This is a genomic window from Vibrio sp. Isolate23, from assembly GCF_022398095.1.
GTDB classification, from domain to species: domain Bacteria; phylum Pseudomonadota; class Gammaproteobacteria; order Enterobacterales; family Vibrionaceae; genus Vibrio; species Vibrio coralliilyticus_A.
Map to the genome: position 1 here is coordinate 515,473 of NZ_JAKEUV010000002.1, position 24,996 is coordinate 540,468.

22 protein-coding genes are annotated in these 24,996 nt (G+C 44.2%); 4 read left to right on the forward strand and 18 right to left on the reverse strand.

The window, feature by feature from the left end; all coding sequences use genetic code 11:
- Nucleotides 1-146 precede the first annotated feature (146 nt).
- Nucleotides 147-911 (forward strand): DNA repair protein, encoded by a 765-nt coding sequence (locus L1D31_RS09430; protein WP_239836820.1) that lies wholly within the window; start codon nucleotides 147-149, stop codon nucleotides 909-911.
- 68 nt (nucleotides 912-979) lie between these two features.
- Nucleotides 980-1,756 carry a tRNA isopentenyl-2-thiomethyl-A-37 hydroxylase MiaE gene (locus L1D31_RS09435; protein WP_239836821.1) on the forward strand — a complete coding sequence of 259 codons (777 nt, stop codon included), beginning with the start codon at nucleotides 980-982 and terminating at the stop codon, nucleotides 1,754-1,756.
- Between the two features lie 115 nt (nucleotides 1,757-1,871).
- Here L1D31_RS09435 and pyrF read toward each other — a convergent pair whose 3' ends face one another.
- The 13 genes from pyrF to tig form a co-directional block, all read right to left on the reverse strand.
- A complete protein-coding gene (gene pyrF / locus L1D31_RS09440) occupies nucleotides 1,872-2,570 on the reverse strand; it encodes an orotidine-5'-phosphate decarboxylase (RefSeq protein WP_239836822.1) in 699 nt (232 codons plus the stop codon).
- A gap of 85 nt (nucleotides 2,571-2,655) precedes the next feature.
- Nucleotides 2,656-3,825, reverse strand: coding sequence for a lipopolysaccharide assembly protein LapB (gene lapB / locus L1D31_RS09445; RefSeq protein ID WP_239836823.1), 1,170 nt, complete (start codon nucleotides 3,823-3,825; stop codon nucleotides 2,656-2,658).
- Nucleotides 3,826-3,850: 25 nt separating this feature from the next.
- Nucleotides 3,851-4,132 (reverse strand): lipopolysaccharide assembly protein LapA domain-containing protein, encoded by a 282-nt coding sequence (locus L1D31_RS09450; protein WP_239836824.1) that lies wholly within the window; start codon nucleotides 4,130-4,132, stop codon nucleotides 3,851-3,853.
- 137 nt (nucleotides 4,133-4,269) lie between these two features.
- The gene (gene ihfB, locus L1D31_RS09455) at nucleotides 4,270-4,551 is read right to left on the reverse strand and encodes an integration host factor subunit beta (protein WP_239836825.1); all 282 of its coding nucleotides are present in this window, start codon (nucleotides 4,549-4,551) and stop codon (nucleotides 4,270-4,272) included.
- A 211-nt stretch (nucleotides 4,552-4,762) separates the two neighbouring features.
- On the reverse strand, nucleotides 4,763-6,433 hold the full coding sequence (gene rpsA / locus L1D31_RS09460) for a 30S ribosomal protein S1 (protein WP_239836826.1): 1,671 nt from the start codon (nucleotides 6,431-6,433) through the stop codon (nucleotides 4,763-4,765).
- A 103-nt stretch (nucleotides 6,434-6,536) separates the two neighbouring features.
- Nucleotides 6,537-7,217: a (d)CMP kinase gene (cmk, locus tag L1D31_RS09465; RefSeq protein WP_239836827.1), complete on the reverse strand. Its 681-nt coding sequence runs from the start codon at nucleotides 7,215-7,217 to the stop codon at nucleotides 6,537-6,539.
- 139 nt (nucleotides 7,218-7,356) lie between these two features.
- Nucleotides 7,357-7,656, reverse strand: a complete 300-nt coding sequence (locus L1D31_RS09470) for a ComEA family DNA-binding protein (protein WP_239836828.1) — start codon at nucleotides 7,654-7,656, stop codon at nucleotides 7,357-7,359.
- A gap of 141 nt (nucleotides 7,657-7,797) precedes the next feature.
- Nucleotides 7,798-9,657, reverse strand: a complete 1,860-nt coding sequence (gene ppiD, locus L1D31_RS09475) for a peptidylprolyl isomerase (RefSeq protein ID WP_239836829.1) — start codon at nucleotides 9,655-9,657, stop codon at nucleotides 7,798-7,800.
- A gap of 173 nt (nucleotides 9,658-9,830) precedes the next feature.
- Complete coding sequence (locus tag L1D31_RS09480; RefSeq protein WP_004414742.1) at nucleotides 9,831-10,103, reverse strand: HU family DNA-binding protein; 273 nt, start codon at nucleotides 10,101-10,103, stop codon at nucleotides 9,831-9,833.
- Between the two features lie 194 nt (nucleotides 10,104-10,297).
- Nucleotides 10,298-12,649 carry an endopeptidase La gene (lon, locus tag L1D31_RS09485; protein WP_239836830.1) on the reverse strand — a complete coding sequence of 784 codons (2,352 nt, stop codon included), beginning with the start codon at nucleotides 12,647-12,649 and terminating at the stop codon, nucleotides 10,298-10,300.
- A gap of 129 nt (nucleotides 12,650-12,778) precedes the next feature.
- The gene (clpX, locus tag L1D31_RS09490; RefSeq protein WP_239836831.1) at nucleotides 12,779-14,062 is read right to left on the reverse strand and encodes an ATP-dependent protease ATP-binding subunit ClpX; all 1,284 of its coding nucleotides are present in this window, start codon (nucleotides 14,060-14,062) and stop codon (nucleotides 12,779-12,781) included.
- 73 nt (nucleotides 14,063-14,135) lie between these two features.
- Complete coding sequence (gene clpP / locus L1D31_RS09495) at nucleotides 14,136-14,762, reverse strand: ATP-dependent Clp endopeptidase proteolytic subunit ClpP (RefSeq protein WP_045975254.1); 627 nt, start codon at nucleotides 14,760-14,762, stop codon at nucleotides 14,136-14,138.
- A 105-nt stretch (nucleotides 14,763-14,867) separates the two neighbouring features.
- Nucleotides 14,868-16,172 carry a trigger factor gene (gene tig / locus L1D31_RS09500; protein WP_239836832.1) on the reverse strand — a complete coding sequence of 435 codons (1,305 nt, stop codon included), beginning with the start codon at nucleotides 16,170-16,172 and terminating at the stop codon, nucleotides 14,868-14,870.
- Between the two features lie 512 nt (nucleotides 16,173-16,684).
- Between tig and L1D31_RS09505 the strand changes: the two genes are divergently transcribed.
- Both L1D31_RS09505 and L1D31_RS09510 read left to right on the forward strand, forming a co-directional pair.
- Nucleotides 16,685-18,493 carry an ATP-binding protein gene (locus L1D31_RS09505; protein ID WP_239836833.1) on the forward strand — a complete coding sequence of 603 codons (1,809 nt, stop codon included), beginning with the start codon at nucleotides 16,685-16,687 and terminating at the stop codon, nucleotides 18,491-18,493.
- On the forward strand, nucleotides 18,493-19,836 hold the full coding sequence (locus tag L1D31_RS09510; RefSeq protein WP_239836834.1) for a sigma-54 dependent transcriptional regulator: 1,344 nt from the start codon (nucleotides 18,493-18,495) through the stop codon (nucleotides 19,834-19,836). Before L1D31_RS09505 ends, L1D31_RS09510 begins: the two co-directional genes overlap by 1 nt.
- A 45-nt stretch (nucleotides 19,837-19,881) precedes the next feature.
- On the opposite strand, the gene L1D31_RS09515 is transcribed toward L1D31_RS09510, so the two are convergent.
- The 5 genes from L1D31_RS09515 to ugpC form a co-directional block, all read right to left on the reverse strand.
- Nucleotides 19,882-20,115 (reverse strand): DUF2789 domain-containing protein, encoded by a 234-nt coding sequence (locus L1D31_RS09515; protein ID WP_239836835.1) that lies wholly within the window; start codon nucleotides 20,113-20,115, stop codon nucleotides 19,882-19,884.
- A 130-nt stretch (nucleotides 20,116-20,245) separates the two neighbouring features.
- A complete protein-coding gene (locus L1D31_RS09520; protein ID WP_239836836.1) occupies nucleotides 20,246-21,607 on the reverse strand; it encodes a TRAP transporter large permease in 1,362 nt (453 codons plus the stop codon).
- A 3-nt stretch (nucleotides 21,608-21,610) separates the two neighbouring features.
- Nucleotides 21,611-22,282 carry a TRAP transporter small permease gene (locus L1D31_RS09525; protein WP_239836837.1) on the reverse strand — a complete coding sequence of 224 codons (672 nt, stop codon included), beginning with the start codon at nucleotides 22,280-22,282 and terminating at the stop codon, nucleotides 21,611-21,613.
- 110 nt (nucleotides 22,283-22,392) lie between these two features.
- A complete protein-coding gene (locus L1D31_RS09530) occupies nucleotides 22,393-23,388 on the reverse strand; it encodes a TRAP transporter substrate-binding protein (RefSeq protein ID WP_239836838.1) in 996 nt (331 codons plus the stop codon).
- Nucleotides 23,389-23,875: 487 nt separating this feature from the next.
- On the reverse strand, nucleotides 23,876-24,991 hold the full coding sequence (gene ugpC / locus L1D31_RS09535; RefSeq protein ID WP_239836839.1) for a sn-glycerol-3-phosphate ABC transporter ATP-binding protein UgpC: 1,116 nt from the start codon (nucleotides 24,989-24,991) through the stop codon (nucleotides 23,876-23,878).
- Nucleotides 24,992-24,996: the final 5 nt, after the last annotated feature.

Consider the following 24,996-nt stretch of genomic DNA (forward strand, 5'->3'; position numbering starts at 1 on the left):
GTAAGCAATAACTCAAAAATCACTCATAGATCAGAGTTTTCGTTAATAATTAGCCATGGAAACGTAATAATACAAAATAGGTGCAGTGGTTCTTAAGAATCGTGTATCCTTATCCGCTAGCCAACGAAACATAAGATACGGAATTTATGAATATTGGGTTAATCATAGCTTTAGTTGCCATCTTACTGGTGTTAGTGCTTGGCTATAACATCATGCTCCAGTACAAAGTGAAAGTTGAAACTGCTAGGAAGCAGGAAGGTGCCAGATACCTTGCTATCATTGACGCGACGGAAGAGCTCATTGGTCACGCGCACCACATGCCATACAGCAAAGATTTATTGATTTGCTTAAATAATCGAATTTTGGATGCTGTTGAAAGCATGTATGAACTCGATCCTAAGAATAAACAACTTGAACAACGTGTCGCACACGTTAAACAGCAAATTAAGCAGCTTAAAGACGATAATAAAAGTGGAGAAAGCACCACATTCAAGACACCAAGCAGTGACAAACAAGCGATAGTGATGCTTAAGTTGGTCAAGCGTTTACGTGATACCATCCGCAGTGAACACAATAAAGGTCGTTTTGAAACTCAAGCTTATGTGGCAGAAAATGCTCGGCTAGAAACTATCCAAGTTCGGATTAACATTGAAAATGTCATTAAACGTGCCAATGATTCGATCGTACGTGGCCAACCTGGCACAGCTATCCAGCTACTGCGTAAAGGTCTTGATGCACTTAGCACCAAAAATGATAACTATTCCAACCAAGCCAGAGAAAAGCTTCAGGAAATGTATGATGAACTAGAGCAAAAACGCCAGTCTAAAAACGCTGAAGAACTTCACCAGATTGAAGAAGACCAACGTAAAAATGATATGGATGAGCTCTTTGGTGAAAAGAAAAAGTGGTAATATAATTCCCACTGCCTATTTCAAAAGGTCGCTTCTGGCGACCTTTTCTATTTTATTAAATGTTTATCATGATCGATTTAAAAAACTACGATTCTTTACTGCAGCCTATCAATAACTTTCTTCAATGCTCGACCCCCGAAGCCTGGATAACAGAAGCTCGAAAAGCCGAAAACCTAAAAACAATTCTGATCGATCATCTGTTGTGTGAGTTAAAGGCTGGCCAGTCAGCTATGTACCTTATTCGTAAATATGCCGTTGATAAAAACAGTGCGCATAACCTATTAGACTGGTTTAAACCCTATGAAGACTTTGCATATCGAAAAGTAGGTGACTTAGAAACGTTGAAAGGTAAAAGCAATATATCCAAAGCGATTATGGCTAAATCAGGTTCCCCCTATAGCCAAGATTTAATCGATAAGATGGTGCTTTTAATCAAAGAAGAGTTACATCACTTTTATCAAGTTCTGGAAATCATGGATAGCCGAGGCATCGCTTACGAGCCGGTTCAAGCCAGTCGTTACGCCAAAAGCCTTTTAGCCAAAATGGCAACCTATGAACCACAAACACTGATCGACAAATTGATCATCGGAGCCTACATTGAGGCGCGCTCGTGTGAGCGCTTTGCCAAACTTGCACCTCATATGGACGATGATATCGCTAAATTTTATGTTTCACTATTGCGCTCTGAAGCTCGTCATTATCAGGATTACCTATGCTTAGCTGAAGAAATCGCTGGGGAGGATATTTCGGCGCGCGTTACCTATTTCGGAAAGCTAGAGGCAGATCTAATTTCTAGCCCTGATAAAGATTTTAAGTTCCACAGTGGTATACCAATCCAAAGTTAGTTAACTATGCCACTACCACAATGAGAAAGGATTCCGTTTGGCACCCTTTCTCATTAAGCGTATTGTATTACTTCACAGTGAACGGAATTTAGGTTCGCTGACAGTTTTCAAAAATTTAGATCATCAAAGATTGGTTAATTTCTGATAATACGCTCGCTGGATCCGGTGCTTGAGTAATTGGTCGACCTATAACCAAGTAATCCGAACCCGCTTGAATCGCATCAGCAGGTGTCATGATACGCTTTTGATCCCCAACCGCAGCGCCAACAGGACGAATTCCAGGCGTTACAAGTTTAAAGCTCTTACCTAACTCACCTTTCAGCATAGAAGATTCCTGAGCGGAACATACTACGCCATCAAGACCTGAATTTTGCGTTAACGAAGCTAAGCGAATTACCTGCTCTTTAGGCTCAATGTTGAGCCCAATACCAGCTAAGTCGCTTTGTTCCATACTGGTCAACACCGTCACACCGATCAATAGCGGGCGTTGTTTCCCATAAGGCTCAAGAATCTCACGTGATGCCGCCATCATGCGCTCACCACCACTCGCATGAACATTAACCATCCACACCCCTAGCTCTGCTGCTGCGCGCACAGCTTTTGAGCAGGTGTTTGGAATATCATGAAATTTAAGGTCTAAGAATACTGAAAAGCCGCGCTTATGTAGCTCTTTAACGAAATCAGGACCAAACAGCGTGAACATTTCTTTGCCCACTTTTAATCGACAAGAATTTGGATCAATTCTATCGACAAAAGCCAATGCATCCGCTTGATTGTCGTAATCCAGTGCAACAATAACTTTTTGGTCAATCATTTCATCTCCTACTTAATTCATACATATCTAAAAAAAGCAGCGGGATCACCGCTGCTATTTTTGATTGGAATACCAATCGAATCTTTTATTCACCATCAAGCCCTCGAATTGGTTTAATGGTGCCCCAGCCTTTACATGATGGGCAATGCCAATACATTGAGTGGGTTGAAAAACCACATTTTCGGCATCGATAATGCGGCTTGACCTTAAGTTGCTCACCAACAAGTTTCTGCAACGTTTGTAAACTGGCCTTAGCGCGGCCTTCCTCCGCATCAGCCAAGTGGTAGTCCATTAAACGGTAGAAACCCTTCATCGTTGGGTTCTTTACTAACTGGCGTGTTAAAAGCTCTTGCGCGGAACCTGGCCCTTCATGTTGGGCTACCAATTGGGCCAACATTAGCTCTGCAGAAACCCCAGCTTTAGCGGCAATGCATTGGCGTAAAAAGTCTAACAGCTCTTCTTCTTGCCCAAGGTGGTGGTAACAATCCGCAAGAGTCGGCAGTACCTCACTAATGAAGTCCGTATCTTGCTCAAGCACCATTTCCATATGCTTGATTGTTTTCGCATAGTCTTCGACTTCCAAATATATTTTGCCTAACGCGATACTTGCTCTGACACACTTAGGGTCTTCTGATAAGGCACGTTTAAAATGCTGAATAGCACGGTTATTATCACCATCAGCTTTTTCTTGCATGGCAAGCTCACACCAAAAATGAGCAATGCTATTCCTCATTCTCTTACGGCCTAACTTGACCAGCTGAGTCGCGTATTGAATCGCTTTACCCCACTCTCGGGTTTGCTGATAAATCGAAACCAACTGTTGCAATGCGGCTTCTCTATGATCTGGTTCATCGACAAGTTGTTCGAAAATTTTCTCTGCACGATCAAGAAACCCTGATGCCATGTAGTCTTTCGCTAATTGCTGAAGCGCAATATTTTTCTGATCAATAGTCAGACCCGAACGGGATATTAAATTCTGGTGGATACGAATGGCACGGTCAACTTCACCACGAGATCGGAACAAATTCCCCAGAGCTAAATGAGTATCAATCGTCTCGTTATCGACTTGAAGAAGTTCAATGAAGTGATCTACTGCCTTGTCCGATTGATCAGACAAAAGCAGGTTAAGACCCGTCACATACTGACGGGAAATTTGATTGGAGTGTTTCTGCTTGTCTTGTTGGGCACTTCGATTACCCATATACCAACCGTATGCAGCAGCGATTGGAAGTAACAAGAAGAGTATTTCTAGCATCGAGTAAAAAGCCTGCCTGTACTACTTAGTGGGCTTTAACCTGTTGAGGTTCACTCTCGGAAGGTGAAAGTTTTTTCACTTGTTTTCTTAGCTTGCGCACTTGAAGTTGAGAACGTAAATGCAAAGTACCGAAGATAATCCAAGCCAAAACAAAGCCAGTAACAAATACAACACCAAGTAATGTTGACAGATGAAACTCACCCTGTGCCAATAAGTAGTTAAAGTTAACTAATTCTTGGTTCTGAGAGCCTAAAGCCAGTGCGATTAAAAATAGGGCCAGCACGATAACAATTTTTATAATTTTCATATTCTACACCTAAGTGGATATCTGCCGATACGATTATGCAGTAAAACCCGTGAACAAACCATGCCTATCTCCGAATTTCATCTCATAAAAAAGCGGCATACACTGTGTATGCCGCTTTTCAAGATAATAACTAGAGATCAGCCGAGGTTGACACGCTCGCGTAATTCTTTGCCTGGTTTAAAGTGAGGGACATACTTGCCATCCAATTCTACTTTCTCACCAGTTTTCGGATTGCGGCCCACACGTGGCTCGCGATAATGTAGAGAGAAGCTACCAAATCCACGAATTTCAATTCTATCGCCCGTTTCTAGTGTCGAAGCCATATGCTCTAAAATGTCTTTTACAGCATCTTCAATCTCTTTTGCTGAAAGATGGGTTTGCTCAGCGCAGAGTCTCTCAATCAGTTCAGACTTAGTCATAGTTTCCCTCGTAGAGTAGTTTATCACTTATTATAGTAAGTAATACCAATTCCAACAAACACTTGCTATCAATTCTAGATGCAAAACCAATAAATTGCGCACTTTCAAATCGCGTTTTATCAGAGTCACTTGCTGAGATTGGTATTAGGACTAGTTTAGCTCAATCCATAAAAAAGGAGCCTTTCGGCTCCTTTTTCAATAAAGCGAGATATTATTCGCCTTTAGCTGCTTTGAAAGCGTCAGCCATTGCATTACCGAACGAAGCGTCGTCTGCTTTGTTCAGAGAAGCCATTGCTTCTTGCTCTTCTGCTTCATCTTTAGCTTTAACAGATAGGTTGATTACGCGGTTCTTACGGTCTACACCAGTGAACTTCGCTTCAACGCTGTCGCCAACGCTTAGGATTAGAGAAGCATCTTCTACACGGTCGCGAGAAACTTCAGAAGCGCGGATGTAACCTTCTACGCCTTCTTCAAGCTCGATAGTTGCACCTTTAGCATCAACTGCAGTAACAGTACCGTTAACTAGTGCACCTTTCTTGTTCTCAGCAACGTAAGCATTGAATGGGTCATTTTCCATTTGCTTAACGCCTAGAGAGATACGCTCACGCTCAGCATCTACTGCTAGAACAACTGCAGAGATTTCATCGCCTTTCTTGTACTCACGTACCGCTTCTTCACCTGCAACATTCCAAGAAATGTCAGATAGGTGAACAAGACCGTCAATACCGCCTTCTAGACCGATGAAGATACCGAAGTCAGTGATAGACTTGATCTTACCAGTAACTTTGTCACCTTTAGCTTGCGCTTCAGCGAAAGACTGCCAAGGGTTAGCTTTACACTGTTTCAGACCTAGAGAGATACGACGACGTTCTTCGTCGATTTCAAGAACCATAACCTCAACTTCGTCGCCAACATTAACAACTTTAGATGGGTGGATGTTCTTGTTAGTCCAATCCATTTCAGAAACGTGTACTAGACCTTCAACGCCTTCTTCGATTTCAACGAAACAGCCGTAGTCAGTTAGGTTAGTAACGCGACCAGATAGTTTGTGACCTTCTGGGTAACGCTTAGCGATTGCTACCCATGGATCTTCGCCTAGCTGCTTAAGACCTAGTGATACGCGAGTACGCTCACGGTCGAACTTAAGAACTTTAACTTGGATCTCGTCACCAACATTCACGATCTCAGAAGGGTGCTTAACGCGCTTCCAAGCCATGTCTGTGATGTGTAGAAGACCGTCAACACCACCTAGATCTACGAATGCACCGTAGTCTGTTAGGTTCTTAACGATACCTTTAACTTCTGCGCCTTCTTGTAGAGACTCAAGAAGCTCATCACGCTCAACGCTGTTCTCAGACTCGATTACCGCACGGCGAGAAACAACAACGTTGTTACGCTTCTGGTCAAGTTTGATAACTTTGAACTCTAGCTCTTTGTTTTCTAGGTGAGCAGTGTCGCGGATTGGACGTACGTCTACTAGAGAACCAGGAAGGAAAGCACGGATACCGTTTAGTTCAACAGTGAAACCGCCTTTAACTTTACCGTTGATGATACCAACAACAGTTTCAGCTTCTTCGTAAGCTTTCTCAAGAACGATCCAAGCTTCGTGACGCTTCGCTTTCTCACGAGAAAGTTGAGTCTCACCGAAACCGTCTTCAACAGCGTCTAGCGCTACGTCTACTTCAGAACCAACTTCAACTTCAAGTTCGCCAGCAGCGTTCTTGAACTGTTCAGCAGGGATTGCAGACTCAGACTTAAGACCAGCGTCAACAAGAACGAAACCGTTCTCGATAGCTACTACAGTACCTTTAACGATAGTACCTTGTTGGAATTCAGTCTCGTTTAGAAACTCTTCAAAGAGTTGAGCAAAAGATTCAGTCATTTATTTAATCTTCAATAAATTAAACGTCCACGGGTATCCTACCGCGTGGGGTTATTAAATTCGCCAGTCATCATCCATGCGACCAACGCTCTGACCTAGCCGCCTAAACGACTAGCTTAGATTCGATATATTGTAGTGCCTTTTCTACCACTTCGTCGATACTCATCGAAGTAGAATCCAGCAATAGCGCATCCTCAGCGGGACGTAATGGCGCCACCGGGCGGTTACGATCTCGATCGTCACGCTCTTGGATCTCGCTCAAAAGGTCGTCAAATTTAACATCTAACCCCTTGCCTTGCAACTGTTTAAGGCGGCGGTTAGCGCGCTCTTCGGCACTTGCATCTAGGAAAATCTTTACTTCCGCTTTAGGGAAAACTACGGTTCCCATATCGCGCCCATCAGCCACTAAGCCACTACCTTCGACAAAAGCACGCTGGCGGCGCAACAGAGCCTCACGGACTCGTGGCAATGCAGCAACTTTGGATGCCGCCATCCCCGTCTCTTCTTTGCGTAGCTCACCGGAAACGTCTTCACCCTCTAAGATAACTTTTACTAAGTCACCCTCAGCAATAAATTGTACATCTAGATGCGTAGCAATTGGGACAAGTGCGTCTTCAGAGTCAAGATCGACACCATGGTGGATTGCTGCCAACGCCAATACACGATAAATCGCACCGGAATCCAATAAATGAAAGCCTAGCTTCTTTGCTAGAAGCATACAAAGAGTGCCTTTACCTGCACCACTTGGTCCATCAACGGTTACGACTGGCGTATGAGACGACATGTTTTACTCCACATTAGTTAAAAATAATAGTCATTAAGCTGACCAATATTCGGCGTGAATTATAGTGGGATTCGTCTCTCGGCACCAGCAGGTATTGAAAGGAAACAACCAAAAATAGAGCGCTTAGCGCTCTACCTAATTACAACTTTATTCGGCCGCGGTTTTTATCTATTAAAGCGGGCCCGATACCTTTTACCAAAGTCAGATCATCCACCTTCAAAAAAGGACCATTTTCATCCCTATATAGAACAATAGCTTGGGCTTTTTTCTCCCCAATACCACTCAATAATGTGGCTAATTCAGCCGCTTCAGCAGTATTTACATTCACGGTAATCTCTATTCCCGCGTATTCAGCGTGAGTCGTTTGTTCAGCCGATATGGTAATCGGACTATATGCAGCGATTGTCAGTAATAAGCAAGTCCATAGTATGTGTAACATTTCCCTTTTGTTCCTCTAAATAACATTGTGGAATAGATACCATAGAGGGCGTTTTCATTTATGGGTGGAGAGATGATACATAATAAAACGGGCTGCATCTGCAGCCCGTCATAAGTAGTTTATCAGTTACATCGATTAAGATTACTGAGTCACAGCGTAATATTCGATATCGATAGTTTTACGAAGAATATTGATCAAGCCAGAGAGATCTTGCTGTGCATTCATCTGAGTTAACTGAGTACCAATCTGTTCGTTGTACTGCGCATTTACATCAGACTTCACATTAGTAAGCTCAACCACAACGATATCACCGTTAAAATCTTTTGCCTGAGCAAATTCAACTTCACCTTCAGTAGGCTTTTTCATTGAAAATACAACGTCAGCTAATGGTGAACTACGATCAATTTTTTCTGAATCACTGAATGCCAAACCATGTTCAGACATTAACTCTTGGTTGCCTTTCTTCAACTCCGCAACAAGGTTATCTGCCAATTCAATAGCGCTTTGCTCACCTTTAATTTTCGCTAAGGAAGTAGTCACTTGATCACGTACTTCTTCCAAAGGAAGTACCGTTTCATCACGCGTATCTTCAACACGAACTACGATGACATGCTCGGGCGCAACTTCAAGTACTTCAGAGTTTAAGCCATCTTCTTTCACTTCTGGGCTGAGAATAGACTGCATTACAGCAGGGGTTTTCAGCAGTTCTGGTGCATCAGCCTGAGAAATAAAATCTGTGGTGTGAATATCCACGTTAATCGCTTCAGCAGCATCATCTAAAGAATCAGGGTATTCAAATGCCACTTTTTCAAGCTCACTCTGCAATTCATAGAATTGATCGATTGCTTGTTGGTCTTTCAACTCCTGCTTGATTTCGGTCGCCACTTCTTCATATGGCTTAGCAACTGAGTCTTTCAGTTCATCGAGCTGAATAATGTGGTAGCCGAAGTCCGATTTTACCAGACCGGTTACATCACCAACTTTCTTCAAAGCAAAAGCGGCTTCTTCAAATGCCGGATCCATCACATCACGCTCAATCCAACCAAGAGAACCCCCTTCAGAAGCACTGCCAAAGTCGTCAGATTTCTCTTCCGCCAAGCTGGCAAAGTCAGCACCAGCATTCAATTCATCTAGAACAGATTGTGCTTTTGCTTTGTCGTCACCTTCAACCAGGATATGGCTTACACGGCGCTGCTCTTCTGAAGAATACTTATCAAGGTGCTCTTGATAGTATTGTTTAGCTTGCTCGTCAGACACTTGAATCGCATCTTTCAATTGCTGCGCTGAAAGCTCAATGTAAGCCACTTTCACTTGTTCAGGGCGCGTATATTGGTCTGCGTTCTGAGTGTAATAGTCGTTAATTTCTTGGTCAGAAAGTTCCGCTTTAGAAGCGAAATCCGTTAAAGAAAGTGTCACTTTCTTAATTTCTCGCGTCTGAGCCAGAAGCTTGCTTTGAGCTTCAACCTCTCCTTCCAGTGAGAAGTCACTTGCTTGGACAGCCGTTAGAAGCTGATTGCGTACAAGATCTCTACGCAGATACTCTGCAAAACTATCCGGAGTGAATCCAGCACGACGAAGAGAGGCTTGATAGACTTCCTGATCAAACTTGCCGTCCACTTGGAACTGAGGCATATCAACAATCATGCTTCTTACCTGAGCATCGCTGACACGTAGGCCCAAAGCTTCAGCATGCTGCTCCAATAAGAGATCGTTAATCATTCGGTCAAGTACTGACTTACGGAAAGATTCAACGTAGCTTGGATCTGCTAACAGATTAGAAAAATAATCACCAAGCTGGGCTTGCATACGATTACGCTCGTTTTGGTAAGCTTGTTCAAACTCACCACGGCCAATCTCCACGTTACCAACCTTGGCTGCAGAATTGTTACTACCACCAACGATGTAGCTACCAACTCCAGCAAAGACAAAAGAAAGGATGATTAATCCAAGGATAATTTTAACCGCGATGCTATTAACGCCTTCGCGTAATCGATCCATCATATGTAAAAAACTCTCCGCGTGTGGTCCATATTAGCCTTTACATGTGCTAACACGACATACGTTATAACTAAAATAAGATAGCGCGATAATATCAGAAAAAGAAAAGCGCATCAGTATGATGCGCATAATTTAAAAAGGTTCGATAAAAACTGCCACCGCTGGCAACTTTTAAACTAGTTGCAAGAGTCTTTTAGAGCTTTACCAGCTTTAAACGCAGGTACTTTTGCTTCTGCGATTTGGATTTCTTCACCAGTTTTTGGATTGCGACCAGTACGCGCAGCACGAGTACGAACACTAAATGTACCAAAGCCCACTAGCGCGACTTGGTCACCAGACTGAAGAGTGTCGCCTACAGCTTCAATAAATGCGTCTAGGGCACGGCCCGCTGAAGCTTTTGAAAGGTCAGCGTTTTCTGCAATTTTTTCTACTAATTGTGTTTTATTCACTGTGATTCCCCTTTGCGCCACCTTGTTATTATTTTTTAAAGGCAGCATTCGTTCCATTTCAATTTAAAACTAACTCCAATCCCTTATACAACAAGGCCTGAAGCTATGTGGGTAACGTTAGCCTCCAAAAAAAACGCTGACAAGCCTTTTTATGCTTATCAGCGTAATCTTTTACTTATTTTTGCTGCACATCACTATTTTACAGCAGCAATTTCGACACCTGATGGGTCTTTTTCTAACGCGACTTTAAGAACATCATCAATCCATTGCACCGGAATGACCTTAAGATCAGCGATAACATTATCAGGAATCTCTTCCAGATCACGTTCATTGTCTTTAGGAATCAGGACCGTTTTGATACCTCCGCGATGCGCTGCCAGTAGTTTCTCTTTTAAACCACCAATAGGAAGAACTTCACCACGTAGGGTAATTTCACCTGTCATCGCCACTTCCGCTTTCACAGGGTTACCTGTTAAGCTGGATACCAGCGCTGTACACATCGCAATGCCTGCACTCGGCCCATCTTTTGGGGTTGCCCCTTCTGGGACATGGACGTGAATATCACGCTTCTCATAAAAGTCCGAGTTAATCCCAAGTTTTACGGCTCGAGACCTCACTACAGTCATTGCCGCTTGGATTGACTCCTGCATGACATCACCAAGTGACCCGGTCTGTGTCAACTTGCCTTTACCCGGCATTGCTTCCGTTTCAATAGTAAGTAAATCACCACCAACCTCAGTCCATGCAAGACCTGTCACTTGACCAATTCGATTGCTATCATCAGCTTTACCGTAGTCATGACGCTGAACACCTAAGTAATCTTTAAGGTTATCCATTGTCACAGTGACCATTTTCAGGTTGCTATCAAGCAGGATATTTTTCACTGCTTTGCGACAGATCTTCGAAATTTCTCGTTCCAGATTACGAACTCCCGCTTCGCGGGTGTAGTAGCGAATAATGCCAATGATTGCAGAGTCTTCAATCTCAATTTCACCCAGTTTCAAACCATTACGTTTGATCTGTTTCTCTACTAAGTGACGTTTCGCAATATTGAGTTTCTCGTCTTCGGTGTAACCCGATAGACGAATCACTTCCATACGGTCTAGTAGAGGACCTGGAATATTCATTGAGTTAGACGTCGCAACGAACATCACGTCAGACAGGTCATAATCCACCTCTAGGTAGTGATCGTTAAACGCATTGTTTTGTTCTGGGTCGAGTACTTCTAGTAGGGCAGAAGACGGGTCACCACGCATGTCAGAAGACATTTTGTCGATTTCATCCAACAAGAACAGCGGGTTTTTCACGCCTACTTTAGACATTTTTTGAATAAGCTTGCCCGGCATAGAACCAATGTAAGTACGGCGGTGACCACGAATTTCAGCTTCATCACGTACACCACCCAATGCCATGCGCGTATATTTACGCCCGGTTGCTGCTGCGATAGAGCGACCTAGAGAGGTTTTACCTACACCCGGTGGACCAACAAGGCAAAGGATAGGTCCTTTAAGTTTGTTAATTCGATTTTGAACCGCTAGGTATTCAAGAATGCGCTCTTTAACACGCTCAAGGCCGTAATGATCTTCGTTTAGCACTTCTTCCGCTTTCGCTAGATTTTTCTTAACTTTAGATCGCTTGTGCCAAGGCACGCCTAACATCCAGTCGATGTAACCACGAACAACAGTGGCTTCAGCCGACATTGGCGACATCATTTTCAGCTTTTGTAGTTCTTGCTCAGTCTTTTCACGCGCTTCTTGAGGCATCTTTGAGTCAACGATTTTCTGTTTCAGCGTTTCGAACTCATCAACACCGTCTTCCGTTTCACCTAACTCTTTCTGAATCGCTTTCATCTGCTCATTCAGATAGTACTCTCGCTGAGATTTTTCCATCTGCTTTTTAACGCGAGTACGGATACGCTTTTCAACCTGCAGCAAATCGATCTCTGATTCCATTTGTCCCATCAGGAACTCAAGGCGCTCAGTGATGTCTAGTGTTTCCAAAACAATTTGCTTGTCAGCCAACTTGAGTGGCATATGGGCAGCAATTGTATCGGCAAGGCGAGCTGCTTCATCAATGCCGTTGAGGGAAGTCAGTACTTCAGGTGGGATCTTTTTATTTAGCTTGATAAAACCTTCGAACTGATTAATCGCACTACGAACAATCACTTCTTCTTCACGCTCGTCTAGCTGTTCTGTCGTTAAGTATTCAGCATCTGCGGTGAAGAATTCTTCTTCTTCAAATTTATGAATTTTTGCACGCTGCTGGCCTTCAACCAGCACTTTTACGGTCCCATCAGGCAGCTTCAATAATTGAAGAATGGTTGCCACGGTACCAACATCGAACAGATCGTCTTTCGCTGGCTCATCGGTTTCCGCTTTTTTCTGCGCCACTAGCAGTATTTGCTTGTTGTTATCCATTGCTGCTTCAAGGCAAGCAATTGACTTTTCACGTCCAACAAACAAAGGAATTACCATGTGCGGGTAAACGACTACATCTCTTAGAGGTAGTACGGGGATCTCGATACGTTCGGAACGTTCCAAGTTCATATTCTTCTCTCTTCCGCTTAGTCTTATGAGCAGTATATGGGGGCTAATTAGTTGGATTCAATGAAAGAATAAAAAAAAGGAGGTAAATGATTACCTCCTTAAATTATTTACTAATTTATGTGAATTTGATTAAGATTCCGCACCCGCGGCCTGATTATCAGAGTTACTGTAAATCAGCAGTGGGTCAGACTCACCATTGATTACAGACTCGTCAATCACGACTTTGCTCACATCACTCATCGATGGCAATTCATACATAGTTTCAAGTAGAACGCCCTCTAAGATTGAGCGTAATCCACGAGCACCTGTTTTACGTTCCATCGCTTTCTTAGCAATTGCACGCAAAGCATCTTCACGGAATTCAAGCTCTGAGTTTTCGAGTTCGAATAGTGCTGCATATTGTTTGGTGAGTGCGTTCTTCGGCTCACAAAGAATTTGGATAAGCGCTTCTTCATCCAGCTCTGTCAACGTTGTCGTCACAGGAAGACGGCCTATGAACTCTGGAATCAAACCATATTTAACTAAATCTTCTGGCTCTACCTGAGTAAACAGTTCACCGACAGTTTTAGTTTCATCTTTAGAACGAACTTCCGCACCAAAACCAATACCTGTGCCCGTGGCTACACGTTGTTCAATCACTTTATCTAGGCCAGCAAATGCACCGCCACAGATAAATAGGATCTTAGAGGTATCAACTTGAAGAAACTCTTGCTGAGGGTGCTTACGCCCACCTTGAGGTGGAACTGAAGCCACTGTACCTTCAATCAGCTTGAGCAACGCCTGCTGAACACCTTCACCGGACACATCACGTGTGATCGATGGGTTTTCCGCCTTACGTGAAATCTTGTCGATTTCATCGATGTACACGATACCGCGCTCGGCTTTTGCTACGTCATAGTCGCATTTCTGCAGTAGCTTCTGGATGATGTTTTCAACATCTTCACCTACGTAACCCGCTTCAGTTAACGTAGTGGCATCCGCCATTGTAAATGGTACATCTAGGAAACGCGCTAATGTCTCAGCCAGCAGTGTTTTACCACTACCCGTAGGACCAATTAGAAGGATGTTACTCTTACCGAGTTCCACACCTTCACTTGTCGTGTCTCCATTACGTAAACGCTTATAGTGGTTATAAACGGCTACTGCTAGCACTTTCTTAGCGTAATCTTGGCCAATCACGTAATCATCAAGGTGTTCACGAATCTCTCTTGGCACTGGAAGTGCTTCCGATTGCTTCTTCGGCAGAACATCTTTGATTTCTTCACGAATAATGTCGTTACACAAATCGACACATTCGTCACAAATGTAAACGGATGGACCTGCGATTAGCTTGCGAACTTCGTGCTGGCTTTTGCCGCAGAAAGAGCAGTAAAGAAGCTTACTACTACCGCTCTCTTTGCTTTTGTCTGTCATTCGCTAACCTCTTAGCCTTTACTCTTTATAATCTGAGTGTATATCAATTATAGCCAAAATGCTCTGGCAATTATTACTCACCGCGATGAGTGAGCACAGCATCAACCAAACCGTATTCGACCGCTTGCTCTGCCGCCATAAAGTTATCACGATCAGTATCACGCTCAATCACTTCAAGAGGTTGACCTGTATGTTCAGCAAGCAGCTTGTTTAGCTTCTGCTTGATAGTCAAAATTTCTTGAGCGTGAATTTGGATGTCTGATGCCTGACCTTGGAAGCCGCCCAAAGGCTGGTGAATCATCACTCGTGAGTTTGGTAACACATAGCGCTTACCTGGCGCACCACCAGCAAGAAGGAAAGCACCCATTGAGCATGCTTGCCCCATACATACCGTGCTCACATTCGGTTTGATGAACTGCATAGTGTCATAGATTGACATGCCGGCAGTCACACTGCCACCTGGCGAGTTGATGTAGAGAAAAATATCTTTATCAGGATTTTCAGATTCTAAGAAAAGCAGTTGGGCCACGACAAGATTTGCCATGTGGTCTTCCACTTGACCTGTTAAGAAAATCACGCGCTCTTTGAGTAGACGAGAGTAAATATCGTAAGAACGTTCACCACGGGAAGTTTGTTCAACCACCATTGGTACCAGCGCGTCTAAAATTGGTGACATTGCATTTTTTTCTTGGTAGCTCATATTCTTATGTCCCTAAAATAAATGGCCCGGATGATAAATATCATACGGACCATTGTTAGCAGAATAGTTAACGATCCGTCAACCTTCTACGCAAGATATTGCTTATTAAGCAGGCTGCTGTTGGTTCATCAGCTCGTTGAAGCTAACTTCCTTTTCAGAAATCTGTGCTTTAGCGATGATCGCATCAATAGCTTGCTCTTCTAGAGCAACATTACGCATGTTGTCCATCATTTGAGTGTTTTGCTCGTAGTAAGCAATCACTTCTGATGGGTCTTCGTAAGCTGTCGCCATTTCTTCGATAAGTGATTTCACTTTCTCATCGTCAGCTTTTAGCTCTTCAGACTTGATGACTTCACCTAGAAGAAGGCCAACGACTACACGACGCTTAGCTTGCTCTTCGAATAGTTCACGTGGAAGTTGCTCAGCAGCTTCAGGGTTACCACCGAAGCGTTGTGCCGCTTGCTGACGTAGCGTACCGATTTCTTGATCGATAAGTGCAGCTGGTACGTCGATTTCGTTTTCTTTCACTAGACCGTCGATAGCCTGCTCTTTGATGCGGTTTTTAACTGCTTGCTTAAGCTCACGTTCCATGTTCTTACGAACTTCTGCTTTAAGAGCGTCAACACCACCCTCAGCAACGCCGAACTTAGAAACGAACTCGTCGTTAAGTTCTGGTAGTTCACGAGCTTCAACTTTGTTTACTTTGATAGCAAACTTCGCCGCTTTACCTTTTAGGTTTTCAGCGTGGTAATCTTCTGGGAAAGTCACATCGATTTCGAACTCCATACCAGCAGTTTTACCTGCGATACCGTCTTCAAAACCAGGGATCATGCGGCCTGCACCCATTTCTAGAGGGAAGTTCTCAGCTTTACCACCTTCAAACTCTTCGCCATCGATAGAACCAACGAAGTCGATAGTAACACGCTTACCTTCTGCCGCGGCTTCTTCAACTTCTGCCCAAGTCGCTTGCTGCTTACGTAGCGTTTCGATCATTTCTTCAACGTCTGCGTCTTGAACTTCAGTGGTTGGTTTTTCAACAGCGATGTTCTCTAGACCTTTCAGCTCAACTTCTGGGTAAACTTCGAAAGTTGCGTTGAAAACGAGATCTGCACCTTCTTTGCTCTCAACTGGAGCAAAAGTTGGTGCGCCTGCTGGGTTGATTTTCTCTTTAACGATCGCTTCGATGAAGTGACGTTGCATAACTTCACCCATCACGTCTTGACGTACTGCTTTGCCGTACATCTTCGCAACCATTTTCAGAGGCACTTTACCCTTACGGAAACCATCGAAACGACGGTTCTTTGCGATGTTGCGTAGTTCAGCTGTTACAGCATCTTCGATGTTTGCAGCAGGAACAGTAATGTTTAGACGGCGCTCTAGGCCCTCTAGCGTTTCAACAGTAACTTGCATTATTCATTAACCTCAAAACTGGCTCAGCTGAGCTGAGCGTATGTGCCTTCATGCCATTATGACAAAACAAAAGGCCCATCCTTGTTTGCACTCTAAGAGCACTTTTCGTAAATCGAGTATCGATAACTGAGCGAGTCAGCTACCGGACTAATTAGCGATATCTTTACGAACTCAGTTCGTGAAAGCTATCTCCGATTAGCCTCAGGATTAAAATTTAGACGCAGCATTCTACCGACCTCGTCAGTCACTGTCGAGCCGATCCCTAACATAGCTTGGGCTTTACCCTAAAAACTCTGCTAACTGCTAAAAAAAACATCAATCAAGCAGCTAATGGTTCCAGAAATGGGGACATTAATCGCTTTTTCAAGAGAAACTAGCCTTTTTTCTGAATTAAACGATAAAACTAGATCCAAGTCCGGTTTTGTTCCTCATTTTCGTTACATAACCAAACACACCTGTAACAAAAAACATTACTCTAAGCTATCGGTCGCACCACAGCTACAGGGAATGTAATGTCACCTTTTCGTCGGGCAAACGTCTACCTGTTGATTCTTTACCTGCTCTGTCTTGTTATCGGTTCACAATGGGTATGGAATTACCACTATCAATCTTTGTTAGACGAACACCAAGCTCAGCTCGACCGATTCGCTAGCCACATTGCCTCAAGACTGGATAAGTACGCTCACCTCCCCCAGTTACTGGCTAAAGATACAGAGTTGATTTCGGCCTTAATGCAGCCTGACAATCCGGCTCAACTAGACATCACCAATCGTTATCTGGAAAACGTCAATAACATCATCCAGGCGTCAGACACTTATCTGATTGATCGAGTCGGTAACACCATCGCGGCGAGTAACTGGAATTTAAATCGTTCTTTTATTGGCAAAAACTTCGCTTGGCGACCCTATTTTTCTGAAGCCGTGAAAGGTCATTCCAGCCAATATTTCGCGCTTGGCTCAACGTCAGGACAAAGAGGCTATTACTACTCTTTCCCCGTAGTTTACGCGGGTGAAATAGCAGGCGTCATCGTCGTTAAGATGGACCTGTCTGCAATCGAAGAAAATTGGAAAAGTAAGCAAAACACCTTCGTCGCTACCGATAGCTACGATGTCATTTTCATGTCGAGTAATCCCCAATGGCTCTTTAAAAGTGTAATTACACTTTCAGAATCAGAGCGACAGCAGATCACCTCCAGCAGACAGTATTTAGATAAAGACATTCAGTCGCTCGGATTGGTCGGTCAACTCGATAAGCCCCAGTCCGAACTAGAGAATCGTTTTCTTGGTTGGATTCAAGGCGATTATATCGTCTCTAGCCGCCCACTTTCTTTGCTTGATCTGACCATTCGTGTCCTGACTGAAAAGACAACCGTATTTTGGTCTACTTTGAGTTTCGCACTGATACTAACTCTGCTGTTTGTAATTGCATTTTTAACACTGCAACTGACCTACCAAAGGCATCTCAAAAAACGACAGTTTGAGCATTTGCAGTCTGAAGCCAAGCAAAAGCTAGAGTTTTTGGTTTTGGAACGAACATCAGAGTTACAAGCTGAAGTGATGGAACGGTCTCGTACCGAACAGATTTTACGCCAAACACAAGACGAGCTAATCCAAGCAGCGAAGCTGGCTGTTCTTGGTCAGATGTCAGCCAGTATAAGCCATGAACTGAATAATCCACTCGCCGCCATTCGAAGCTTTGCAGATAACGGCCGTCGCTTTCTCGGCAAAAATAAACTCGATCGTGTTGATGACAACCTAAAGCGCATCTCAGCATTGACTGACCGGATGGCAAAAATTAGCAATCAGTTAAAATCCTTTACCCGCAAATCAGACACCAGCGACAAAAGCGTTCTCGATATCGAACCTATCCTGCTATCAGCGAAGGAACTGGTTGCACCTCAGATAAAATCTTATCGGGTAGAATTAGCCACACAATTTAATCACACCACAGCAGCGGCTGAGGTCAATGCGATTCAGCTGGAACAGGTTTTGATCAATCTGATCACTAACGCCGCTCAAGCCGTGGAAGAACAAGATGAGCGTAAAGTGGTGTTGTCTACCGAACAAACAGACACGGAAATACACATCTGCATCGATGACAACGGCCCAGGTATTGAGAAAGAGCAAGCCAAGCACCTTTTTGAGCCCTTTTTTACCACCAAGAAAAATGGATTAGGGCTGGGATTGTCCATTTCACAACAGATTATTAAAGCAATGAATGGCCAGTTAAGGGTAGAAGACTCTCCTTATGGGGGAGCCCGATTTACCATACAATTACCATTTTGTACTTCTGCCCCAAAAGAGACAGCAAAGGAATCTTGATGTACGACGTCTATTTTATTGATGACGAAAGCGACATTCGCTTAGCCATAGAGCAAAGCTTTGAATTAGAGGAAATATCCGCGCAATTTTTTGCCAGTGCTGAAGAAGCGCTTCTAGCGATGAAACGCGACGGATTACCCAAAGTCGTCATTTCCGATATCTGCTTACCCGGCCTGTCAGGAGAGAACCTACTCTCAACGATTCTCCATCAAGATAAAGATGTCCCTGTGATTCTCATTACCGGCCATGGTGACATCTCAATGGCGGTCAATGCCCTCAGAAATGGTGCTTATGATTTTATCGAAAAGCCCTTTCCTATCGACCGACTGATCGATACCACTCGCCGAGCATTAGAAAAGCGTGATCTCACCTTGGAGAATCAAGATCTCAAACGCAGCCTCAAAGCGAGCCAGACTCTCGGCCCAAGGATCATAGGTGACACGCCCTCTATACAGATGCTGAGAGAGACCATTTCTCATATTGCCGATACCGACGCCGATATCCTCTTATTCGGTGAAACCGGGACAGGCAAAGAACTGGTTGCTCGTTCGATTCATGAACAAAGTTCAAGACGCGACGCGAACTTTGTCGCCATCAACTGTGGCGCAGTGCCTGAGAACCTCATTGAAAGTGAACTCTATGGCCACGAAAAAGGAGCATTTACCGGTGCTGAAACTAAGCGTATCGGTAAGTTTGAACACGCTCAGGGGGGAACCCTATTCCTTGATGAGATAGAATCCATGCCGATACAGGCACAAATTCGCTTACTGCGCGTGCTTCAAGAAAGAGTGATCGAACGCGTTGGATCCAATGAATTACTCCCGCTCGATATACGGGTCATTGCGGCCACCAAAATTGACCTCAAACTGGCAGCAGAAAAAGGAGAATTTCGTCAAGATCTCTACTATCGCCTTAACATCGTCACACTGGATTTACCCGCACTGAGGGAACGTAAGGAAGACATCACAACCTTGTTTCATCATTTTTTACTGGTCGCCGCTTCCCGCTACGGAAAAATGGTGCCTGCGCTGCCTAACAGTACATTAAGCCAGCTCTTGAGCCACGATTGGCCCGGTAATATACGCGAGTTAAGAAACGCCGCAGAGCGTTTTGTCTTGCTGGGTAAGCTGACTCAATTTGGAGAAAATACAGAGCAAAGCTCTCAGTCACACTCACTGGCGGAACAAGTGGCTGAGTTCGAGCGAAGTGTCATAGAGCAAGCCTTGCTTGAATCGGGAGGAAGCATTAAACAGACCATGGATAAACTGAGTTTGGCGAGAAAAACACTGTATGACAAAATGCAGCGCTACGGATTAGACAAAGCCAACTATAAATCGGATTAACTAGTTACGAAGTAACAGCCAGCACCAAGTGCTGGCTTTTACTTTCTAACCTCTCAGCATGGCATCAAGCTGGTCGACAACTTCCGCCCAGTCAGCATCTTCTTCTATCGCTTCTTTTAAAAACGTAGCCTGAGACGGTGACCAGAAAAACGCTTCATATAACGCCGTGCCAACTACCAACCCGCTGTGATTATTCACGAAATCCCGAATACTCTCTTCGGAGCTATCTAACCCAAGTTGTCGAAACAAATCTGGCATAGAGTGTTGGTGCATTTCCATAATGGCCTCACTCGTATCACGGTAAAGAACAGCGCTACTTCGACAGTAACGGCTCCCTATAACTATAGACTGGTTAGTGGAAAGCATAAAAAAGCCTCACCATCTGGTGAGGCTCTCGGTAGCCATTAAATCATTTAGTAATGATTTCCGGTCCCATCAATGTTGTAGGCAACCAAGTTGACACCCATGGCACGTAAGTAACAATAATGAGGAACAAGAACATCACCGCGACCCAAGGGAGCGCAGCCTTGACCACCTGCATCATTGACATCTTAGCGACCCCAGCCGTCACAAATAAATTGAGCCCGACAGGTGGTGTGATCATCCCAATTTCCATGTTCACAACCATCATGATACCAAGGTGAATTGGGTCGATACCCAATGCAATAGCGATGGGGAATACCAACGGAGCAACAATGATCAGCAGGCCCGACGGCTCCATAAACTGACCACCAATCAGAAGCAAAACGTTGACCACAATGAGGAAAGTGATCGGCCCAAGGCCAGCAGATAACATCGACTCGGTAATCATCTGCGGGATGCGCTCTTCTGTCAGTACATGCTTAAGAATCAGGGCATTAGCAATGATAAACAGCAGCATAATGGTCAGTTTACCGGCATCATAAAGAGTATGTTTAGTATCTTTATGAACAAACGCTTGGAAGACTTTTACGACGACCGGTTTGCGATTGTTTTTATCGGCAAATGGGCCCATGTCTTTGTAAATAAAGTTTGCAATCAGGAACGAGTATACCGCCGCTACGGCTGCCGCCTCTGTTGGGGTAAAGATGCCGCCATAGATACCGCCTAGGATGATCACTACTAGCAATAACCCCCAGCTCGCATCTTTCGCTGCTGCGAACATTTCGCCCCAGCCAACAAATGGCTGTTTCGGCAGATTTTTTACCCGCGCTGCAATATAGATAGCAATCATTAGCATCACACCCGCCAGAAGACCTGGAATCACACCGCCGAGGAACATACGCCCAACTGACACGTCCGTCGCAGCGGCGTATACAACCATAACGATTGACGGTGGGATCAAGATACCTAGCGTACCCGCGTTACAAATTACCCCAGCGGCAAAGTCTTTGGAGTAACCGTTTTTGATCATACCTGCGATAACGATACTACCGATGGCGACAACCGTGGCTGGTGATGAACCAGACAAGGCGGCGAACATCATACATGCAACGACAGAAGCCATCGCCAATCCGCCACGGAACCAGCCGACCATTGCAATAGCAAAACGAATAATTCGCTTAGCCACACCACCAGTCGACATAAAGCTTGATGCCAAAATAAAGAATGGAATAGCGAGTAAGGTATAGTGACCTGCAAACGCGTTGAACAGGGTTTGCGCTACCGAGGCTAAAGAAGCGTCAGAGTGCATCATCAAAAACAGGATACTCGATAGACCAAGTGATACAGCGATTGGCACACCAATCAGCATAAAGCCAACCACCATTACGAATAAAAACAGAATATCCATGGCTTAGCTCTCCTTGCTCTTATCATCGGCTTTTTTAGGCTCCATCGCTTCACCAGCGTCTTTGAGCTCTTCTTTCAGCGCCTCAAGTTCTTCTTCCGCTTCATGACCTGCAATCAAACGGTCTAATTTACCGGTTGCGATTTGTACGGTGATTTGAATAAAACGGAATGTCATCAGTGCCATGCCAATCGGCAGCGCCATATAAGGAATAAAGCGTGGCAACTTTTCATAACGCTCTCCTTCGTTCAGCCAGTCAGCCAGGAACTGCAACATTTCAGGCATGGGAATATCATCCGTCTCATACCAAGCACGCTCTGTAACAAACGGATACCAGTAGTTCCACGAACCGATCAAAAGAAGTATTGAGAAGGTAAGACAGCAAGCTGCGGCAAGTAGCGCATACACTTTGCGTAGCTGTTCTGGTGCCATGTTGATAATGACATCCACACCGATATGAAAGTGTTTTTTCACACCATAAGATGCACCAACAAGCACCATCCAGGCAAAAAGGAAAACGGTGAGCTCAAGAGCCCAAAGAATATTGTCATTAAAGACATATCGAAAAATCACATTAGCAAAGGTCAGCAGTGTCATTGCTCCCAAGAAAAACGCAATCAGCGTTTCCTCGATAGCATCTGTCACCTTTCCTATTCTTGCAAAAATTGACTGTTCCATAGTTACATCGCTTTAATCACCTGTTGGCATAACCTCACAGGTATGGAAAGGAAAAAAGGCCCTCCTCCCGATTCAGAGGGCCAATAGTCATGGATGTTTTTATTATGAGATTACTGGTTCGAGGCCAGTGCCGCTTCGATCAGATCTGAACCGATGTCTTTTTCAAACTTCTTCCAAACAGGTTGCAACGCAGTAACCCATTGCTGACGCTGCTCAGGCGTTAGCGAGCGAACCTCACCCCCAGCTTCGATAATGTTATTCTTATTCGCTAGATTCACTTTTGTGGATTCAGCATTACGCTGAGCGGTGACTTCCTGAATAATGGTATTCAATTGCTCACGCTGATCCGCGGGTAGATTTTTCCAGAAATCGTTCGAGGTAACCACAAGGTAATCAAGGATACCGTGGTTGGTTTCTGTAATGCCGTCCTGAACTTCAAAGAACTTCTTACCGTAGATGTTTGACCAAGTGTTTTCTTGACCGTCAATAACCTTAGTTTGTAGACCGCCATACACTTCTTTAAACGACATCTTCTGTGGGTTCGCGCCAAGTTGCTCGAACTGCGCCACCAATACATCAGACGCTTGAACACGGAATTTAAGACCTTTTGCGTCTTCAGGCGTCAAAAGAGGCTTGTTTGCCGACATTTGCTTCATGCCATTATGCCAGAAGGCCAGACCTTGTAGGCCACGACGCTTCATTGCATTTTTTAGCTTCTCACCAGATTCTGAGTTTTGGAATCGATCAACCGCAGCCACATCTTCAAACAAAAATGGTAAGTCAAAGATACGGTATTTCTTCGTGAACTTTTCAAACTTAGAAAGAGAAGGGGCAGCAAGTTGCACGTCACCGTTTAGAAGCGCTTCCAGCACTTTATTGTCATCGTAAAGCGTCGAGTTCGGGAAAACCTGCATACACACTTTTCCATTCATCTCTTCGTTAACACGCTTTTCCAGTAGTGAAGCCGCAATACCTTTAGGGTGTTTATCTGTATTCGTCACATGGCTGAACTTAATCACGGTTTCACCAGGGTCACAGTTCGCAGCAGCGTTAAAACTAGTTACAGCAAGAATGGAGGCAGATAGTAGGGTCAAAGGCTTTAGCATTGTTTTTCTCCTTGTTAATAGAACAACCCCATCACTGGGTGTTGATATATTTATAAGGGCAATAACCAAGCCAACTTAGCTTTGTTTATTTAGTTATTATTTTTCAAATACTTAGCAACAAATTTCTACATCAAAGCAATTAAGGCTGATTTCATCAGCTCAAAATGGGTGGGATATGACACATTCATAACAATCAAATGTGTCAGTTTACACATATTTAACATCAAGCAAATATTATAAAAACAAATGGCAGCCAAGCGCTGCCATTTTTATTAGATGAGACATGAGAGTCAGCAAGGAGACGAGACTGACTCCCACTCTCAATACATACATGAATTGAATATTCATGTTGATGCTTTAAGCATAGTTACTATTGATACTTTTGTTAAAAATTTATCTAGCCAAATTAGGGGAGAACACGCTCCCAACTCGGACAGCAAGCCAGTCCGATTCTCCCCCGTACTGGTTGGGAGTGTGTTCAATCTTATCAATGGAACTCTATCCTTTGTTCTGTTTGTGCATCAAAGAATACCGCTTTTGACAGATCAAAATGCAGGGGAGCAACCTGACCAACACGAGCATCAAACTCCGGAGACAATCGGCATGCCACCTCCTGATCGTTGACTTTAATCATTGCGATAGTATCTGGCCCAGTGGGTTCCAGAACCTCAAGTTGCAGATCCAGTTGCGTAGTAGCGCCCGATTCCTCATTTTCTTTTTCAGTAATGTGCTCTGGACGCAAACCAATCACAACTTCCTTACCATCTTGCTCACGCATTGAGTTAGGCAAACGGATATGGTGCTCCTGATCGTTACCACCTTTCACTTTAATCACTGGCTTCTGCTCATCATCAAGATCCACCATGGTCTTAATGAAGTTCATCGATGGAGAGCCCATAAAACCGGCAACAAACATATTGTTGGGTGTATTGTAGATTTCCTGAGGCGTGCCCAGTTGCTGCAACTCACCATCTTTCATCACTGCAATGCGATCAGCCAATGTCATGGCTTCAATCTGATCATGAGTAACATAAACAATGGTGGTATTGAGTTGTTGATGAAGGCGTTTGATCTGATGGCGCATTTCGACACGGAGTTTTGCGTCCAGATTCGATAACGGTTCATCAAACAGATATAACTTAGGTCGGCGCGCTAACGCTCGTCCCATCGCAACACGCTGACGCTGACCACCTGATAACTGTGATGGCTTACGGTCAAGAAGATGGTCGATTTGTAGCATCTCGGCCACACGCTGCACTTCAGCATCAATCTCAGCGTCAGGCATTTTACGGATCTTAAGGCCAAACGCGATGTTGCCACGCACCGTCATATTTGGATACAAAGCGTATGACTGGAATACCATCGCAATATCACGATCTTTTGGCTCCACAACTGAAACATCACGGCCATCGATCACGATTTCACCTGAACTGATACCCTCTAGGCCAGCAATGGTATTCATCAAGGTTGATTTACCACAGCCCGAGGGGCCAACCAGAATCAGAAACTCCCCCGAGTCAATGCTAATATCGATTCCCTTAAGAGTTTCCTGTTCCGCTTTTGGATAGGTTTTACGGATCTGTTTGAGTTCTAAAGTTGCCATTATGA

Bases quoted from the DNA above. Each gene is read 5' to 3' on its own strand.
- pyrF (WP_239836822.1), bottom strand. From the start codon at position 2,570: ATGATTGACCAAAAAGTTATTGTTGCACTGGATTACGACAATCAAGCG.
- clpP (WP_045975254.1), bottom strand. From the start codon at position 14,762: ATGAGCTACCAAGAAAAAAATGCAATGTCACCAATTTTAGACGCGCTG.
- L1D31_RS09510 (WP_239836834.1), top strand. From the start codon at position 18,493: ATGTACGACGTCTATTTTATTGATGACGAAAGCGACATTCGCTTAGCC.
- cmk (WP_239836827.1), bottom strand. From the start codon at position 7,217: ATGTCGTCTCATACGCCAGTCGTAACCGTTGATGGACCAAGTGGTGCA.
- L1D31_RS09435 (WP_239836821.1), top strand. From the start codon at position 980: ATGATCGATTTAAAAAACTACGATTCTTTACTGCAGCCTATCAATAAC.
- L1D31_RS09450 (WP_239836824.1), bottom strand. From the start codon at position 4,132: ATGAAAATTATAAAAATTGTTATCGTGCTGGCCCTATTTTTAATCGCA.
- ugpC (WP_239836839.1), bottom strand. From the start codon at position 24,991: ATGGCAACTTTAGAACTCAAACAGATCCGTAAAACCTATCCAAAAGCG.
- tig (WP_239836832.1), bottom strand. From the start codon at position 16,172: ATGCAAGTTACTGTTGAAACGCTAGAGGGCCTAGAGCGCCGTCTAAAC.
- ppiD (WP_239836829.1), bottom strand. From the start codon at position 9,657: ATGATGGATCGATTACGCGAAGGCGTTAATAGCATCGCGGTTAAAATT.
- L1D31_RS09430 (WP_239836820.1), top strand. From the start codon at position 147: ATGAATATTGGGTTAATCATAGCTTTAGTTGCCATCTTACTGGTGTTA.
- clpX (WP_239836831.1), bottom strand. From the start codon at position 14,062: ATGACAGACAAAAGCAAAGAGAGCGGTAGTAGTAAGCTTCTTTACTGC.
- L1D31_RS09505 (WP_239836833.1), top strand. From the start codon at position 16,685: ATGTCACCTTTTCGTCGGGCAAACGTCTACCTGTTGATTCTTTACCTG.
- lapB (WP_239836823.1), bottom strand. From the start codon at position 3,825: ATGCTAGAAATACTCTTCTTGTTACTTCCAATCGCTGCTGCATACGGT.
- L1D31_RS09520 (WP_239836836.1), bottom strand. From the start codon at position 21,607: ATGGATATTCTGTTTTTATTCGTAATGGTGGTTGGCTTTATGCTGATT.
- ihfB (WP_239836825.1), bottom strand. From the start codon at position 4,551: ATGACTAAGTCTGAACTGATTGAGAGACTCTGCGCTGAGCAAACCCAT.
- L1D31_RS09515 (WP_239836835.1), bottom strand. From the start codon at position 20,115: ATGGAAATGCACCAACACTCTATGCCAGATTTGTTTCGACAACTTGGG.
- L1D31_RS09530 (WP_239836838.1), bottom strand. From the start codon at position 23,388: ATGCTAAAGCCTTTGACCCTACTATCTGCCTCCATTCTTGCTGTAACT.
- L1D31_RS09525 (WP_239836837.1), bottom strand. From the start codon at position 22,282: ATGGAACAGTCAATTTTTGCAAGAATAGGAAAGGTGACAGATGCTATC.
- L1D31_RS09470 (WP_239836828.1), bottom strand. From the start codon at position 7,656: ATGTTACACATACTATGGACTTGCTTATTACTGACAATCGCTGCATAT.
- lon (WP_239836830.1), bottom strand. From the start codon at position 12,649: ATGAACTTGGAACGTTCCGAACGTATCGAGATCCCCGTACTACCTCTA.
- rpsA (WP_239836826.1), bottom strand. From the start codon at position 6,433: ATGACTGAATCTTTTGCTCAACTCTTTGAAGAGTTTCTAAACGAGACT.